The organism is Fictibacillus sp. WQ 8-8, assembly GCF_024494405.1.
In the GTDB taxonomy this organism is placed as follows: domain Bacteria; phylum Bacillota; class Bacilli; order Bacillales; family Fictibacillaceae; genus Fictibacillus_C; species Fictibacillus_C marinisediminis.
In genome coordinates this window covers 25998-42436 of the sequence record NZ_JAMXKG010000016.1, presented here as the reverse complement: position 1 = coordinate 42436, position 16439 = coordinate 25998, and the positions used below count along the sequence as shown (strand labels likewise).

The following is a 16439-nucleotide window of genomic DNA, read 5'->3' as shown; positions in this document are numbered from 1 at the left end:
ATGTGAAGAACTTGAAGATTCTTTTTTACTCTTTTGATGTGAAGAACTTGAAGGGTCTTTATTCTCATGATGAGAAGAGCTCGATGATTCTTTCTTGCACTCATAATGAGAGGAGCTTGAGGACTCTTTCTTGCACTCATAATGAGAGGAGCTTGAGGACTCTTTCTTGCACTCATGATGAGAGGAGCTTGAGGACTCTTTCTTGCACTCATGATGAGAGGAGCTTGAGGATTCACTCATAAACTCATGATGAAAAGAGCTTGAGGATTCTTTTTCGCAGCATGAAGAAGTTTTTCTTAGTATTAATTTTTTACACTTCAAGTGGACCAAGGAACGGGATTTTTTTTTGCATTCATGTGAAGATGTTGAAGACTCCTCACAATTCTTAAAAAACATAAACATAAAACTCCTTAAAGTTAATTTTTTTATTATATATTCTATTTTATGCTTGTATTTAGACATTGCTTGGACTTATTAAATAAAGAACTAAAACATGCTGTTATTGAATTCAATTATCTTTTGAATATTGTATAAATATATTTAGAGGAAAAGCCACCTTTTCCAACCTTAAGATTAAGCATATTTTATTTAAGGTCCATTGATTTGCAACATCTTCCGATTCCTGTTATGATAGATATAGAATTATTTTTGTTCGGTGTAAACGATAGTTAATCATCACTTTGGGCAGGGATAGTAATATATTGTGTGGTAACGCACTAGGAGGCAACAAATATGGAACATGGTACAGTTAAATGGTTTAATGCAGAAAAAGGTTTTGGATTTATCGAACGTGAAAATGGTGATGATGTATTCGTACATTTCTCTGCCATTCAATCTGATGGCTTCAAGTCTTTAGATGAAGGTCAAAAAGTATCATTTGACGTTGAGCAAGGTGCTCGTGGAGCTCAAGCTGCTAACGTTCAAAAAGCATAAACTTAAATTAGCATATACAAACAGGCTCTATATATAGAGCCTGTTTTTTATTGTTTATATTTATTACTCCATAAAAAAACCCCACTCAACATTCGAGCAGGGACGTGGTACAAGGTATTTGAAAAATGGTTTATCGCTTCACAGGTTAGTTAACAGTATAACATACTGTTTGAAAATATCAGAATGTATGTTTCTTAAAATACAACTTCATACTATTCTTTACCTTCCCCCTTATTATCCAACTAACCCTCCATTTCAGATAACAAGAAAGCATTGCAGTTTACTCACAATAGCTGACCAGTCAGAAGTGAAATCACTTAAGTTCAATTTGCTTTTCTGCTTATAAATCTCTTTCTCCAATCAGCAACTCTTTATCGCGGTAACCAGGCAGCAGCAGGTAAAATTGTTTGGCAAGGAAGAGCGGCGTATACGGCATGTCGTTTGCCAGCCTGTCAAGGAAGCCTGAGAAACGCAGATGAACAAGACTACTCCCCCTTTGTATGAAGGATAAGGTTCCGCTTCAGCCGCCTGTCGAAGACCTTCACGAGCAATGGAGTGATGATCAAATACAGGCGCTTCAGCATCAGTTAGGTCCTTCCATCATCGGAAATCCTGACACGGTTAAGGAGAAGCTGCAGAAATTTTTAGACATGAGCCAAGCCGATGAATTATGGCGATCGCTCAAGTTTATGATCATCAAAAACGCCTGCGTTCCTATGAAATTTTGTCTGATATCACAAAATAACAGCCACAAAAACCCGGAATTCCTTAATTGGGATTCCGGGTTTTTCCACATGAGAAAAGCGCCGGGTCAGTCAAAACAGCCGGCTCTATATAATATTAATTTACCCCGCAGCCAATACCGCGAGCATAATGAGAGCGATAAGAAGTAAAATCATATTACAAAAGCTTTCGGTAGCTTAGTATCGAAAAAAGAAAAATAATGATATAAGTTCCATATAGGTTGGCTTCTAATTTTGTCGATATCTACTTAGAATTTGTAGATATTTCTCGGGAAATTGTTGAAATTTGAAAAATGGTGAATCCGAATAGTGTTTGTTGATACATAAGTTCTTTACCTGTATCGTCCAGGGGCTTGTCCATATCGGGCAGCGCTATAAGCGCTCCGATGTCAGATTGAACAAAGAACATCAATCGCCATCTTTTAAAAACACATATCCATTCCGTTCTAAGATTTGGCCATACTCCGAATAGCGGGTTTTGGTTCCCCACTTCTTCTGCCCATTTCCTTGGGAGAGAATGCTCGTCTGCTCGTAACTCATATCGCCCTGCGATACGAAACAAAAAAAGAGCCGATCAACCTCATTCTAAAGCAGCTCATTAAGGATGACTCTTATTTTGAATGAGGTTCTCAACCGCCTCAGTTGCATATCGCTTAAACAAATCTCCAATAGATTTCAATTGAGCCCTCGTTTTCTTGTACCCCCTTATTTTAGGAATATGGCGAAAAGCCTCTCCCATTTTCCTTTTGGTTTTTGGACAGCTTCTTCTAAACGGTTATTAAAATCATTTTGTGAACGCCATTCTTGTTTCTGTTCATCCCGCATGTTTTGTATTTCTTTTTGTAAGAGTTCACTTTTTTGTTTTTCTTGTTGCAGCAATGTTTCGTAATGGAGATTTTGCTGTTCCGTTAATTTTTGAATTTTAGCGTTCGTTTTTTGTGCTGAATTTCCAATCGTAGAACTGATAATATGATGATCTTGCTGGAGCCGGGAAACGGTTGTTTTAAGCTGTGACATATCGTTTGTCAATTGGACATTCATTTCACGTGTGGCTGCGAGTTCATTAGCCAAAAACATTAAGATCTCTTTCAATTGTTTGGAATCGCGGGGTAAATTGTCATATGTATCGGGTATCGCAATTTCTGTTTCATCTGTTTGATTGGATCCTTCTACTCTTTCTTTTTGTTGATACACAAGGTCTTTAGCTGTATCGTCCAGGGGCTTGTCCGTATCGCGTAACGCTATAAGCGCTTCGATGTCGGATTGAACAAAGATACGCCGATCGCCATCTTTTAAAAACTCATATCCATTTCGCTCTAAGATTTGGCCATACTTTCGAACAGTGGGTGTTGCAATCGCCACTTCTTCTGCCACTTCCTTGGAAGAGAAAGCTCGTTCATTTGGTTGTATATCATTTCGCATATCGGACCTCCTTTTCTCCTAATTATGGGGTTTTTTGATGGATTCGTATATCGCCCAGTGATACAAAACACACAAAAAAGAGCCTTTCCGCCCCTTTCTTGAGGAATTCTATTAAAGATGACGCTTGTTTTTGATCGAGGTTCTCAACCGCCTCAACTTCCATTTTATCAAGCATGCATTTTGTTTAAATAAAACAGATCTTCAATGAATTTCACTTGGGTCTTTTGTTGGCTTTGGTACATCGTCCGATACATTGGATGTAAATGCCCTAACAGAAGTAATATCTAAAAGACCAGGATAGTCTTTTTTTACTCAGCTCTTTTTGGAGCAATACATAACAATCAGCATTTTCTACTATAGTAAAACTACAGCTAAACGTTGAAGACAAGCAACTGCTTATCAAAAACGAAACAATCTTTTAGGAGAAATTAAGCGTGCTATTAATGAAAGGGATACACATGTTCTCCCGCTACAAAAGACGAAACGAAAACTCATGTCTATTTAAACGAGGGCAGAGCATTTAACTTGTTATATTAATTTTTAAAGGCGTATCATTGCTTAGGTACGTATGTCAAGGAGGCACAACGATGAAACAACTTTCGCGAACACATACAGTCTTACTGCTTACATTTCTTGTGATTATGTGGGGTGTCAATTGGCCATTATCCAAGATCGCACTTAGCTATACTCCCCCATTATTATTTGCCGGAATTAGAACGATTTTGGGCGGCCTTATTTTACTTATTTTTGCCCTTCCAAGATATAAAAGGCTTCGTTTTAAAGAAACATGGCATTTTTACTTTATTTCAGCTTTTTTTAACATCATCCTTTTTTATGGTCTTCAAACGGTAGGTCTTGGTTATGCACCAGCAGGATTGTTTTCTGCCATTGTATTCATCGAGCCGGTGCTGCTCGGGATTTTCTGTTGGATTTGGCTTGGGGAATCGATGTATAGATTAAAAATGATTGGATTACTCCTTGGCTTCACAGGTGTTGCAATTATAAGTGCAAGCGGATTTACAGGTGGTATTTCAGCTGTTGGTATTATCCTGGCTCTTGGCTCTGCAGTAGGCTGGGGATTGGGCACGGTTTATGTTAAAAAAACAGGTGATCGTGTTGATTCGATCTGGATGGTTACCGTACAGCTTATTATGGGTGGGCTCTTCTTATTAAGTGTAGGCTCCAAATTTGAGAGCTGGTCAAATATCCAATGGGAAATGCCATTTATAGCAAACTTATTATTCATCTCTACCTTTGTCATTGCCTTTGGCTGGCTGGCATTCTTTACACTCGTCGGTTCAGGCGAAGCGAGCAAAGTCGGATCATTCACTTTCCTGATCCCGCTGATCGCCATCCTTTGCAGTTCTTTCTTGTTACATGAAAATATTACCTTGAATTTAGTAGTCGGTCTTTTATTTATCGTTATCAGTATATTGTTTGTAAACATGAAGCTCAAATCCAAGACGGTACCCGACTCGAGTGTTTAAAGGTAAAGACATGTAAAAATACACAATCAGTTTAAAAGAGATGATCTCTGGATTTAACAGAGTTCATCTTTTTTTTTGGATTTTTATAATATTCCTTGTCGTCTTGGCTTTTGACTTTGTCGATATCTACTCAGAATTTGTAGATATTTCTCGGGAAATAGCTAATTTGTGAAAATCGTGAATTCTGAATGGTATTTTTTGATACACAAGGTCTCTAGCAAAATCGATCGCAATCTCATGTTATATCGCCCTGCGATATGAAACCTTTCTGCACCTTATTTTCCGAATATGGAGAAAAGCTTACCCCATTTCCCATTACGTTTTTGTATCGCTTCTTCTAAACGTTTATTAAAATCACTTTGTGAACTCCATTCTCTTTTCTGTTCGTCCCGCATGTTTTGTATTTCTTTTTGTAAGAGTTCACTTTTTTGTTTTTCTTGCTGCAGCAATGTTTCGTAATGGTGTTTTTGTTGTTCAGTTAATTTTTCAATTTTAGCATTAGTCTTTTGCGCTGAATTTCCAATACTAGAACTTATAACATGATGATCTTGCTGGAGTCGGGAAACAGTTGTCTTAAGCTGGGATATATCGTGTGTCAGTTGGACGTTCATTTCTCGTGTGGCTGCGAGTTCCTTGAATAAAATCATTAAGACTTCTTTTAGTTGATTGGGGTCATGGGGTAACTCTTCATATGTATCGGATACAGCAATCTCTGTTTCATTGGATTCTTTTAATCTCTCTTGTTGCAGATCTACAAGATCTTTAGCTGTATCGTCCAGGGAGTTGGCCGTATCGCGAAGCGCTATAAGCGCTTCGATGTCAGATTTTACAAAGATACGCCGATCGCCATCTTTCAAAAACTCATACCCATTCCGCTCTAAGACTTGTCCGTACTTTCGAACAGTGGGGGTTGCTATCCCCACTGCTTCCGCGACTTCCTTGGAGGAGAAAGCTCGTTCATTCGGTTGTATATCACGTCGCATATCGGGCCTCCTTTTCTATTTAATAGTTTATTATGCAGGTTACATTCGCAAGTTATATCGCCCAGCGATACAAAAAACTTAAGCATTTTTATTAAGATGAGATATACCTATCTAAGTATATCATTTCGTTAAATATGAAGATTTTTTGACAAACTTGCATATCGCCCAGCGATACAAGATACATAAAAGAGCCACTTGTCCACTCCTCTGCAGAAAAACCCCATCACCCTTAACTCGCCTAAGTATAAACAATTTATGTTAAAATAAATGCTGCTTCATACTCAAGGTGGAGAGCCCTTTCTACCTTCAAATTTACAAATCAGGGCAACTTAGGAGTGTATTAAACTATGAACAAAAAAGATATCGCACAGCTGCGAAAACAATTTAAAAAAGAAAATGCTTCACTTAACATCTCCACCATCTTTAATGTGTATATAACGAAAGAATCGAGTGACATTTATCATCACCAGAGCCAGCCTTTTGAAATGCTAGATTCTGAACAACAAGAGCTGTTTCTGAATAATTTTAAAAAATTACTTGCCGGCAACCTGGATGAGAAGCTCTTTGAATTAAAGTTTCAACGTAATGCTGAGAACAGCAGCCAGCTCATCCTCCATCAAGGTTTGCTCAGCAGTGATACCGAGGACTGGAAAGAGCGAATGCTCCAAATGGTAGGCAAAATGCTGCAGGATCGGCTATACGAGATGGATATCGTGATTACCTTCATTAAAGGAGAATACTTCAAACCGACTAAACGCCGTGGTGCTGATTCTGAGGAAAATGGACACGATACCGTTTACTCTCATCCCTTTATTCTTTGCAGTATTAACAATACGCAAGATCCTAAAAAGGAACTGCTGTTTGACTATGTGGAAAAAGAGTTCAAATACAACTTTGTGCTTGATCCCATCATCAACCTGAATGCACCAATTGCAGGATTCCTGTTTCCTTGTTTCACTGATAATGCGGCCGATGTGAACCACATCCTGTATTCGGCAGGGAAAATCCATGAGCCTGATTATTCATTCATAGAGCAAGTGTTAAACGCTGAAGAAATGATGACAGCTAGGGATGATAAAGCCGTTTTTGAAGAAATTATTAAAAACGTAACCAGTGATCAATTAAATACATCCACTCTCTCCAATGTGTATGAAGAAATTCACCGTATGATTGAAGAAAATGAAGAGGAAGAACAACCAAAATTGGACACCAAGGACGTGGAACGTGTGCTCAAGATGAGCGGCCTTGAAGACATCAACACGGAAAGGGTAGAATTAGCCTTCAAAAATGTAATAGATGATGACAAGTACGAGATTAAAGCAACCAGCGTCGTTCCGAAGTATAATTCAAAATCCATTAAAATTAACACCAAAGTCGCCAACATCTCCATCAGCCCTCAGGATCTGCGATACGTCAAACAAGTTCATCTCAGCGGCAAACGCTACCTCATGATTGAAGTGGAAGAAGACACCGTTATCGAAGGCTTTACGATGATTCCAGAGGCTTTTGCGGAGAAAGTGGAGAATTAATCGATCAAAACGAACAGTAAAAGATAGAAAAAGCTTCTCACAAGTTTTTAACTTATGAGAAGCTTTTTTATAGATTTTTTTTCGATATTGCCTTCCATACCCCAAGGGTTCACCCCTAAATGCCGTATATTTACTATTTTCTAAAGCGTGACAGATAGCTATAATAGATGAGTGGGATATCCCACACCTTTACAAATAAAAAAGCTAGTAGGCTGAAATATAAATGAAAGAGGTAATTATGTGAATACAACATCATCATCGATAGCATCCACAAAAACAAGAGCATTAGTCATCAATGCCCTTTTCATCGGATTGACTTTTGTGGCAACGTACATTAACTTCAAACTTCCGATCATGGGTAACGGAGGATTAATTCATCTAGGTAACGTTCCTCTATTTGTAGCGGCATTTGTTTTCGGCAGAAAAACAGGAGCCATTGCAGGCGCAGTCGGAATGGGTTTATTTGATCTCCTCTCCCCGTGGACGGTGTGGGCACCGTTTACCTTCGTTATCGTAGGAGCAATGGGATATGCAGCCGGACTCATCTCCGAAAAAGTACCCGGCAACAAAGTGCTGGTCAACACCCTGGCCGTAGCCGCCGCCCTTATCATTAAAATCATCGGCTACTACTTTGCAGAAGTAATCCTTTATCATAACTGGGTTCAGCCTTTTGGGTCTATTCCGGGGAATTTTTTGCAGGTTGTTGTAGCTGGTATTATTGTCGTGCCGCTTGTAGCACGCATAAAGAAAAGAATTATATAGATTGAATATCCCGGAAGCTTTCTGGGAAAAAGCAACGAATGAATGAAAAAGCTTCTCACCCCTTTTCAAAAGGATGAGAAGCTTTTTTATAGTCCTGTTTAATCGATTGGCAGAGGGGCATTTGGTGCTACAAGACTTTGTTCCCTGAGCTCCTGCCAGAAAGCAGAAGGAATTTTTTCCTTGGCGGCTGCTATATCCTCTTTCACATGTTCCGTCCGGGTAGAGCCGGGAATGACAGCAGCTACTGCAGGATGGGCCATTGAAAATTGAAGAGCTGCACTTTTAATGCTAATCTGATGCTTTTCAGCAATCTGCTTCATCCGCTTCGCTTTCGAAGCAATGTCATCAGGAATCTTTCCATAATCGAAATGATCTCCTCCAACCAATACGCCGGAATTGAATGGAGCTCCGACCACAATCTTTACATTTTTCTCTGCCGCCTTTGGCATTAATTTAAGCAAGGCGTGCTCATGGTTTAAAAGCGTATAATGGGTCGCTTGCAGGCAGATATCTGGGCGTGTTTCTTCCAGTTCAATGGCGAGTTCGATCGGTTCGGTACGGTTGACACCAAGCCCCCACGCTTTGATTACACCTTCTTCACGCAGGCGGGACAGCACGCGAAACGCCCCTTTTCTCGCAATATCAAACTGTGTTGCCCACTTGTCTCCGTGAAAATCAGGCGACACATCATGCACGTACACAAAGTCCAGACGATCCGTTTTTAAACGCTCAAGACTTTGCTCAATGGATCGAAGCGTCGCATCTTCACTGTAGTCCGTAGTAATCTTATTTTTACGGCCGTACTCAAACATCCCTTCCTTTTTCTCTGTCTCCTCTTCAACGACCCTGCCTACCTTCGTTGATAATAAATAGTCATCACGATTGTGTTGGGACAATACTTCTCCGAGCCGCAATTCGGCCAATCCCGCACCGTAAAATGGGGCTGTATCAAAATACCGAATCCCCAGATCCCAAGCGGTCTCAATCGTTTCCCTTGCTTCCTCCTCCGGCACTTCCCTGAACATATTTCCAAGCGGGGCCGTACCCAGCCCCAACTTTCCTTTAATCAAGCTCATAGTCATTGCCTCCTATTAGAAGATTAGTGATTTTATAAGGCTGTTTTCGCAACCTTTGTTGCTCTTGAGGGTAGTTGTTTTCCGTTCCAGGCTGCTCGCTTTCCGCGGGGCGTGCGTTGAACCCACCAGCGCAAGCGCCTCCTTGGTTTCACCTGTCACGCTCGTCCCGCTGGAGTCTCGCCCCTTGCACTCCAATCAACTTGTCGATGAAGTTTCTTTACAAAAATGTTCCCAAAGCAAGAATCTTTTAGAAAAGAGCCTATTATAAAAAGTAAAGGGCAATACTCCAGCGTAAAAAAAGCTACTTTAATTTGATTCCTTATCTGTTTGGACTTTAAACACTCTCACACAAAAAAGCCGCCTAATCAATTGGCGGCTTATCATAATGACCCGTTCATCCTAATGATCGTTCATTTACAATATTTCTATATACCCTTCTGTACCATGCACCCGAATTCGCTGTCCGTCTCTTATTAGTCCGGTGGCATTTTCCACCCCGACAACTGCTGGTAAGCCATATTCACGTGCGATAACTGCTCCATGGGTCATCAGTCCACCAACTTCGGTAACTAGACCTTTTATGGATACAAATAATGGTGTCCAGCTAGGGTCAGTATAGGAGGTGACTAATATATCTCCATCTTCCAGATCAGCATCTTCCATGTTTAAGATGACACGTGCTCTGCCCTCTATAACTCCGGAAGAAACAGGCAGGCCTGCAATCGCTTCGGCTGGGAGATTTTCTCGTTTGTACTCACCTGCAATGATTTCACCATCAGACGTGATCACACGTGGGGGAGTTAGTTTTTCATATAATTTGTACTCGTCTTTTCGTTTGCTGATGATCTGTTCATCCAGCTTATTTGTGCGTACGACTTCGCGAAGTTCTTCAAACGTGAGATAGTATATATCTTCTTTTTCATGAATCACATTGGCTTGAACGAGTTGTTCGGCTTCTTTCAGTAATGCCTGCTTATATACGAAGTAGCGATTGATCATGCCGTATTTTGGATATTCACGATAACCAATGAAATTCCGGATGATGCGAATCATTCGTTTTGTCTCTTTGGCTTTTTGTTTACCATCCGGCAATTGCATCAACCGATCCAATAACTCTTGTTCCTTTTTTAAAGCTTCCTGCCGCCCTTGCTCAAATCTTTGATGACTGGCATTCGGTTCAAAGTTTTTGATGTTACTGAGAATCAAGGGGATAAGTGTTGTTGGTTTCTCGCTCCAACGGCTTCTCGTAATATCGATCTCTCCGGCACATCTCATTCCGTATTTGTTGAGATAATGATGGATGGCGTCCCGGGTTTGTTGTCCTCCTTCAAATTGGACGAGTTCATCCAAAAAATGATCATCCTTTACCTGTTGCAGATACTCAATGACTTCTGGATAAGGACGAATCACATCGGCGACATCCATTAATGCCAAACCCATTTCCGAAGTAATATTGTTTGGTACAGATTGAGATAGCGTGTCGGCTGCGTTCTTTTCACCTAACCACTTGTTCATGTTTTCATTGATCCATGCTGAAGCATCGAAAGCAGCCATAAATACAGCTGAACTTTGTGGATTAAATAAGATCTTCCTTAGTTCCTGGATATCTTCCAAAATAAAATCCATTAAATCCGATCCTGATGTGGTTTTAATGTTGTGTTTTAATTCTTCAATCGATGCTTCGTTTTTCTTGATTAACTCCGTAACGATGGTCGGATCGTTTTCGTTTGGTGCTGGAACATCCGCAGGTTGACCATGTTTTCTTTGCCCTTGTGCATTTTCGTCATCTGGTACCGATTTTATAAAATGTTCTCGCTCAATGACGGTCATTAGTGCGTCCTTCATCAACGGATCGTGCTGGCCCATGGCCTGTAGTAGACCTTTCCGACTGCCAGGTGAAGCCAAGCGTTTTGTCGCATCAACAAATAATCTTCCTCCAGCTCTTCGCATCGGGGCTGGAGTGACTAACAGGAAAAACGACAGTCCAAATGGTTTGATGGCATCGGTCATCATTTGCTGGTGGCCGACAGAGATATAGACGTGATTTTCATGATCATCCGCTTCTGGGATAGGGTATAGCGTCGTAATCGGCCGGCTTTGAACGATGTAGAATGTATCATCAGCCAAACACCATTCGATATCTTGCGGGCTGCCAAAATAAGCTTCAATCTGTCTTCCCATGCGTTCCAGCTGCAGGATTTGCAGTTCAGTAAGTGTTTGAGTCTTTTGCTGATCAGGATCGATCGGCTGAGTCTCAGTTCCGCCTTCTTTTCGTCCATAGATGGCCAATTTTTTGGCTGCTATCCTCTTATCGACGATTTCTCCTTCCTGTACTTTATAACAATCGGCAGAGACCAAGCCGGAGACCAGTGCTTCTCCAAGCCCAAAACTGGCATCGATGGAAAGCAGCTTTCGGTTAGAGGTCATCGGATCAGCGGTAAATAGAACCCCGGACACCTGAGGGAAAACCATCCTTTGAACGATAACGGAAAGATAAACCTGTCTGTGGTCAAATCCATTCTGCATACGGTAGATTACCGCCCGATCTGTAAATAGAGAAGCCCAGCATTTGCTGATATGCTGCAGGATTGCTTCTTTTCCGATGATATTCAAATAGGTGTCCTGCTGGCCAGCAAAAGAGGCATATGGCAGATCTTCAGCGGTCGCACTGGAACGCACGGCATAAGCATGTTCATCGCCAAACCGGGAGAGGTAATCAGCAACGGCGTTCACAACATCGGAAGGAATTTCTGCTTCCATAATGATTTGTCGAATCTTTTTGCTGATTTCACCAATTTGACCTCGATCCTCTGCTTTTAGCTTTGTCAGCTCATCCAACAAAGATTGAAACGTTTTGTTTTGTTCGATGGCTTTTTGATATCCCACTGTTGTAACACAAAATCCTTCAGGTACTTGTATTCCTTGAATTTTTGATAATTCCCCTAAATTTAACCCTTTTCCGCCAACGAGCAAAAGCTGTGTTTTTTCCATTTCCTGAAAATCGAGAACCAAAGGACGCATACTATATCTCCCCTAACCATTGGATTTGGTTTCTTGGATATCCTTATCCCCCTTAAAGCATGGAATTAAAATTCAATTGTATTTTATCAACAGCAAATAAGTATAAACAGCCTATTTTTACCATTTTTTATATGCTATAATTAACTTAGGGAGAGTTAGCCCGAAAAAACCTTTTCAAGATTAAGACATTGAAATTTTATAAAACCGATTTAAAAAAGGATTCCCGCCTTACTGGGAGTTATTTAAATTCGTTTATACCACTATAAAAGGTGAGATACGCAAAAAAGAGATGATGAGCACTTGCTCACCATCTCTTTTCCATATTACTCTTGATTTAAAAGGACCCCACCCGCAATGCCCGGGATGGTCATCTCAAACGGATTCAAAATTAAATCCAATTCTTCTTCTGTTAGGACATCATACAGCAGGCAAAGCTCTCGTACGGATTTGCCGGTTGTGATTGCTTCGCGTGCAATTCGTGCACAAACTTCGTATCCTAAGTGCGGATTGACGGCGGTAATGATGCCTACGCTTCGTTCCACATATTCTTTCATGCGGTCTTCGTTCGCCTCAATACCGGACAGGCAATAATCCGTAAAGCTTCGGAAGGCATTGTTCATGATGCTGATCGATTGAAGCAAGTTAAAGACGAGCACAGGCTCCATAACATTCAGCTCCAGCTGACCCGCTTCCGATGCAGAACATATCGTCAGGTCGTTCCCGATGACCTGAAACGCGACTTGGTTAATAAGCTCCGGCATGACCGGGTTTACTTTTCCAGGCATGATAGATGATCCCGGCTGGCGCGATGGCAAGCTGATTTCACCTAGTCCCGCACGAGGCCCTGAAGCCATCAAGCGCAAGTCATTCGCGATCTTGGACATGTTCATCATACATACTTTCAACGCCGCGGAAACTTCTGTGTAAGCATCTGTGTTCTGCGTCGCATCGACAAGATGCTCCGCTCCGACAAGCGGCAAGCCGCTGATGTCTGCGAGGTGCTTAACCACATTTTCAATATACTGTGGATCGGCATTTAAGCCTGTCCCGACCGCAGTCGCTCCCATGTTCACTTCGTAAAGATGCTCGCGCGTCTGCTTAATACGCTTAATGTCGCGTTCCAATACACGGCTGTATGCTTCAAACTCTTGGCCAAGGCGAATCGGTACCGCATCTTGAAGATGGGTGCGCCCCATCTTAATCACGTGGTCAAACTGTACAGCTTTCTTTCTGAAAACATCTAGCATATAAGCCATCGTATCGAGCAGCTTCTCCAGCAATGTAAGCGTCGAAATATGAATCGCTGTCGGAAACACGTCGTTCGTCGATTGTGACATGTTCACATGCGTGTTCGGGCTTAATTTTAAGTAGTCGCCTTTATTATGGCCAAGCAGTTCCAGTGCACGGTTGGCGATGACTTCATTGGCGTTCATGTTCATGGAAGTCCCGGCTCCGCCCTGAATCGGATCAACGATAAAGTACTCGTGCCATTGCCCTGCCAAAATCTCATCAGCCGCTTGAACGATCGGCTCACCCAGTCCTTTATATAAACGGTGAACATCCATATTGGCCAAGGCCGCAGCCTTCTTCACCATAGCTAATGCATGAATCATTTCCTTATGAATTCTGTATCCCGTGATTTGAAAATTTTCTACAGCGCGTGACGTTTGAATTCCGTAATAAACGTCTGCAGGAAGTACCTTTTCACCTAGAAAGTCTTTTTCCCTGCGATATGCGGTCTCACTTGTTATCATTTCCCCTGCTCCCTTTTGTGTTTTAGAATGTGATATCATCTGCAATTGGGGTTTCCATCCATTCCTTTACCTTGCGTGGATCCTGCGTCTTACCCAAAACCCCCATAAACTTAGGTACGATGGCTTCTGTATTCATGTTTCTGGAACGTATAACGTTTTGATTTACTTTCCGCCCTACTTCATATATTTCAATATCCTCCCCTTCTTCCAAACATTGTGTCGTAATGACCACGGGGATTCCACACTCAATTAATTCGTCCAATTTCTCCAATATATTTCTACCCTGAAACGGAATGCCACCGCTTCCATAACTTTCGATCACAATTCCCTGACACTGGGTTTTCAGGTAATCAAAGAATTCCGGCTTCATCCCAGGATATAATTTTACCAGAGAAACATCGGTACAAAGTGAAGTATCGAGCTTAATTTTCTTATTCTGTGAGTAATGAATAGGCTTGGTGTACTCAATATGATCTTTATAAATCGAAGCAATATAAGGATAATTGATACTTTCAAACGAATCATAGCTCTTCGTCCTCAGCTTGATGGCCCTTGTTCCTTGAATGACTCTCCCATCAAAAACGACATATACGCCTCCGATCTCTTCACAAGCAAAGCGAACCGCGTCCGCGATATTTCGTTTCGCATCGGTTTTCTTAAAAGAAATTGGGATTTGGGAACCTGTAACCACCACTGGCTTTTCGAGATCCTGCAGCATATAGGAGAGAGCCGCTGAAGTATAAGCCATGGTGTCTGTTCCATGCGTAATCACAAAACCGTCGTACTCCTCGTAATGCTCATAAACCGCTTTTGCCATTTCAACCCAATATTCCGGCTGCATATTGGTACTATCAATATTAAGCAAAGCCTTACTATCAATCTGGCAGAGTAAATTGAATCCCGGCACATGACGTAAAATCTCGTCGGCTGTCATCTCAGGAACCAGCCCATTTTCCCCTTCCAGCGAGGCAATTGTCCCACCGGTAGTAAGCAGAATCAACTTCTTCAATATAACCCCTCCTTAAAGCCATTTCTATAAAAATTAAACGAGCGTTTAATTTATTCATTAATATGCGTTACGCGTACTACATACGCAATTTTAGTAATGATCGAGAGGGAAATCAAGCTTATATTATTCAATACGCGTACACCTTATTTTTATCTGTGATATAATAAACGAAATCAAAGGGGAGTTAAAAGATGATTTTAACTAGATTAACAACTTTAAGGAAGGACAAAAGGTGGTCACTGCAGTATACGGCGGATCGGCTCGGAATTGCTAAAAGTACATATGCAGGCTATGAATCGGGGCACCGCCGCCCTTCATTGGAAGCCATTGCACAAATCGCTGATTTATTTGACACCTCCACCGATTACATTCTGGGCAGAGTCGATCACCAAACTCCTCAGCTGGTTGAGGATACGTCCCCATGCATGGAATTAACGGATCTGTCTTCTTTAAATCTGTCTGTCGACGGCATCTCCCTTTCTAAAGAAGAAATGCAGCAATTTATTGCGTTTATCAGAGCCAAGCGGCAATTGGAAGGTACATAAAAAAAAGAAGCAACTCAACTCATGAGAAGCTTCTTTTTGATTGAATTAAAGTCTGATCTTAACTTCCGTACCATCCTGCGCTTTAACATCAACCAAGATCAATCCAGGGTAGTTTTTCAGTTCTTTTACGATGGACTTTAGCATCTCTTTATCAATGATTGGCATAGTAAAGCTCGATTTTTTTCTGTCCGAATAATCCTTCGTCCACTTCTGTAATTGCTGCTGAAAGAACGTTGAAGAGAAAATAGAAATTCCCATGCTTAGAAGTGCGTATGGAATAGGCATGGTGAACCGTACATCTTTTGTTTTCACCTTTAATTGCAACATAGGCGAACCACTACTCGATAATGACAGAAACGGTATCTCCGTTTGCTGACTTCACATTAACAATTTGGCCATCCAACTCGTTTTCAATCGCTTCGACAATCAGATTGATATCAATATCTTTTACATATTTCTCTGATTCAGGAATGCTCGATGCGATGCTGTGGCCCGCCAGTAACACGACCTTCACTAGTTTGATTGGCAGATTGGCTGTGACATTATCACCTTCAGCCGAATAAACACGGACTTTTAGCATTTTATCCAAATACTTATCCGCTTTCTCTACTCGACCGCTGCCTGTTTCTTCTTTTTCTTTTAAGACTTGAATCAGTTCTGCACCCTTATCCGCATCAATTTTACCTTCTTGCACCATCGTTAGCACTCTTGTAATTTCCTCTTTCATGATAACCCCTCCTTATTCATTTTTTTAAAAGTTTAATGGCTTCCTCCGGAGTGATCTCGCCATTTTCTAACATGGTGACAACCTTTTTCTCGTCGACTTCATTTTTCTTCTTCTGTTCATAACCAAGAGATGAAATGACGTCGGAAAGCTTACCGCGAACCGTCGGATACGATATCCCCAGTTCCTTTTCAACCTCTTTAATATTACCTCTACATGTTAAAAATACTTCCACAAAATGAAGCTGATCCTTTGATAATGAAGCCAGTTTAGATAGTTCAAACTCATTTTCTATGGTTGTGCTGCAATGGGTGCAGTGCAGTTTAGTAATTTTCAGCGTTTTACTACAGACAGGACAATCTGTGATTACTTGATAAGCCATTTTCACGATCCCTTCCTTAACTTTACATTTATTATACGAAGAATATTCTAATAAGTAAATAAAAAATGT

General features: G+C 41.1%; 16 protein-coding genes. 6 read left to right on the top strand and 10 right to left on the bottom strand.

The annotated features are described in order from the left end of the window. Positions 1–732: 732 nt before the first annotated feature. Positions 733–933 carry a cold shock protein CspC gene (gene cspC / locus M1K46_RS21940; RefSeq protein ID WP_053356043.1) on the top strand — a complete coding sequence of 67 codons (201 nt, stop codon included), beginning with the start codon at positions 733–735 and terminating at the stop codon, positions 931–933. Positions 934–1433: 500 nt separating this feature from the next. Next, on the top strand, positions 1434–1826 hold the full coding sequence (locus tag M1K46_RS21935) for a hypothetical protein (protein WP_256227708.1): 393 nt from the start codon (positions 1434–1436) through the stop codon (positions 1824–1826). A 258-nt stretch (positions 1827–2084) separates the two neighbouring features. On the opposite strand, the gene M1K46_RS21930 is transcribed toward M1K46_RS21935, so the two are convergent. Both M1K46_RS21930 and M1K46_RS21925 read right to left on the bottom strand, forming a co-directional pair. Then, positions 2085–2216 carry a hypothetical protein gene (locus tag M1K46_RS21930; protein ID WP_256227707.1) on the bottom strand — a complete coding sequence of 44 codons (132 nt, stop codon included), beginning with the start codon at positions 2214–2216 and terminating at the stop codon, positions 2085–2087. A 165-nt stretch (positions 2217–2381) separates the two neighbouring features. Further along, entirely contained in the window at positions 2382–3098 is a 717-nt protein-coding gene (locus tag M1K46_RS21925; RefSeq protein WP_256227706.1) for a hypothetical protein, read from the bottom strand. 587 nt (positions 3099–3685) lie between these two features. Here M1K46_RS21925 and M1K46_RS21920 point away from each other — a divergent pair. Next, positions 3686–4585: a DMT family transporter gene (locus M1K46_RS21920; protein ID WP_256227705.1), complete on the top strand. Its 900-nt coding sequence runs from the start codon at positions 3686–3688 to the stop codon at positions 4583–4585. Between the two features lie 275 nt (positions 4586–4860). Here the strand turns inward: M1K46_RS21920 and M1K46_RS21915 are convergent, their stop codons facing one another. Further along, positions 4861–5568: a hypothetical protein gene (locus M1K46_RS21915; RefSeq protein WP_256227704.1), complete on the bottom strand. Its 708-nt coding sequence runs from the start codon at positions 5566–5568 to the stop codon at positions 4861–4863. Between the two features lie 347 nt (positions 5569–5915). Between M1K46_RS21915 and M1K46_RS21910 the strand changes: the two genes are divergently transcribed. Together M1K46_RS21910 and M1K46_RS21905 are read left to right on the top strand one after the other, a co-directional pair. Continuing rightward, positions 5916–7097 (top strand): DUF4317 domain-containing protein, encoded by a 1182-nt coding sequence (locus M1K46_RS21910; protein WP_256227703.1) that lies wholly within the window; start codon positions 5916–5918, stop codon positions 7095–7097. Positions 7098–7337: 240 nt separating this feature from the next. Next, positions 7338–7859, top strand: a complete 522-nt coding sequence (locus M1K46_RS21905; protein WP_256227702.1) for an ECF transporter S component — start codon at positions 7338–7340, stop codon at positions 7857–7859. A gap of 98 nt (positions 7860–7957) precedes the next feature. On the opposite strand, the gene M1K46_RS21900 is transcribed toward M1K46_RS21905, so the two are convergent. From M1K46_RS21900 to M1K46_RS21885, 4 genes are all read right to left on the bottom strand, one after another. Beyond that, on the bottom strand, positions 7958–8941 hold the full coding sequence (locus tag M1K46_RS21900) for an aldo/keto reductase (RefSeq protein ID WP_375162237.1): 984 nt from the start codon (positions 8939–8941) through the stop codon (positions 7958–7960). Positions 8942–9349: 408 nt separating this feature from the next. Continuing rightward, positions 9350–11956: a phosphoenolpyruvate synthase gene (gene ppsA / locus M1K46_RS21895; RefSeq protein WP_256227700.1), complete on the bottom strand. Its 2607-nt coding sequence runs from the start codon at positions 11954–11956 to the stop codon at positions 9350–9352. Positions 11957–12279: 323 nt separating this feature from the next. Then, complete coding sequence (aspA, locus tag M1K46_RS21890; RefSeq protein WP_256227699.1) at positions 12280–13710, bottom strand: aspartate ammonia-lyase; 1431 nt, start codon at positions 13708–13710, stop codon at positions 12280–12282. A gap of 22 nt (positions 13711–13732) precedes the next feature. After that, the gene (locus M1K46_RS21885) at positions 13733–14719 is read right to left on the bottom strand and encodes an asparaginase (RefSeq protein WP_256227698.1); all 987 of its coding nucleotides are present in this window, start codon (positions 14717–14719) and stop codon (positions 13733–13735) included. 191 nt (positions 14720–14910) lie between these two features. On the opposite strand from M1K46_RS21885, the gene M1K46_RS21880 reads away from it, so the two are divergent. After that, positions 14911–15264, top strand: a complete 354-nt coding sequence (locus M1K46_RS21880; protein ID WP_256227697.1) for a helix-turn-helix domain-containing protein — start codon at positions 14911–14913, stop codon at positions 15262–15264. 45 nt (positions 15265–15309) lie between these two features. On the opposite strand, the gene M1K46_RS21875 is transcribed toward M1K46_RS21880, so the two are convergent. From M1K46_RS21875 to M1K46_RS21865, 3 genes are read right to left on the bottom strand one after another with little or no spacing between them, the layout of a single operon-like run. Beyond that, on the bottom strand, positions 15310–15591 hold the full coding sequence (locus tag M1K46_RS21875; RefSeq protein WP_256227696.1) for a hypothetical protein: 282 nt from the start codon (positions 15589–15591) through the stop codon (positions 15310–15312). A gap of 10 nt (positions 15592–15601) precedes the next feature. Then, positions 15602–15991: an SHOCT-like domain-containing protein gene (locus M1K46_RS21870; protein WP_256227695.1), complete on the bottom strand. Its 390-nt coding sequence runs from the start codon at positions 15989–15991 to the stop codon at positions 15602–15604. A gap of 16 nt (positions 15992–16007) precedes the next feature. Then, a complete protein-coding gene (locus M1K46_RS21865) occupies positions 16008–16370 on the bottom strand; it encodes a DUF2089 domain-containing protein (RefSeq protein WP_256227694.1) in 363 nt (120 codons plus the stop codon). Positions 16371–16439: the final 69 nt, after the last annotated feature.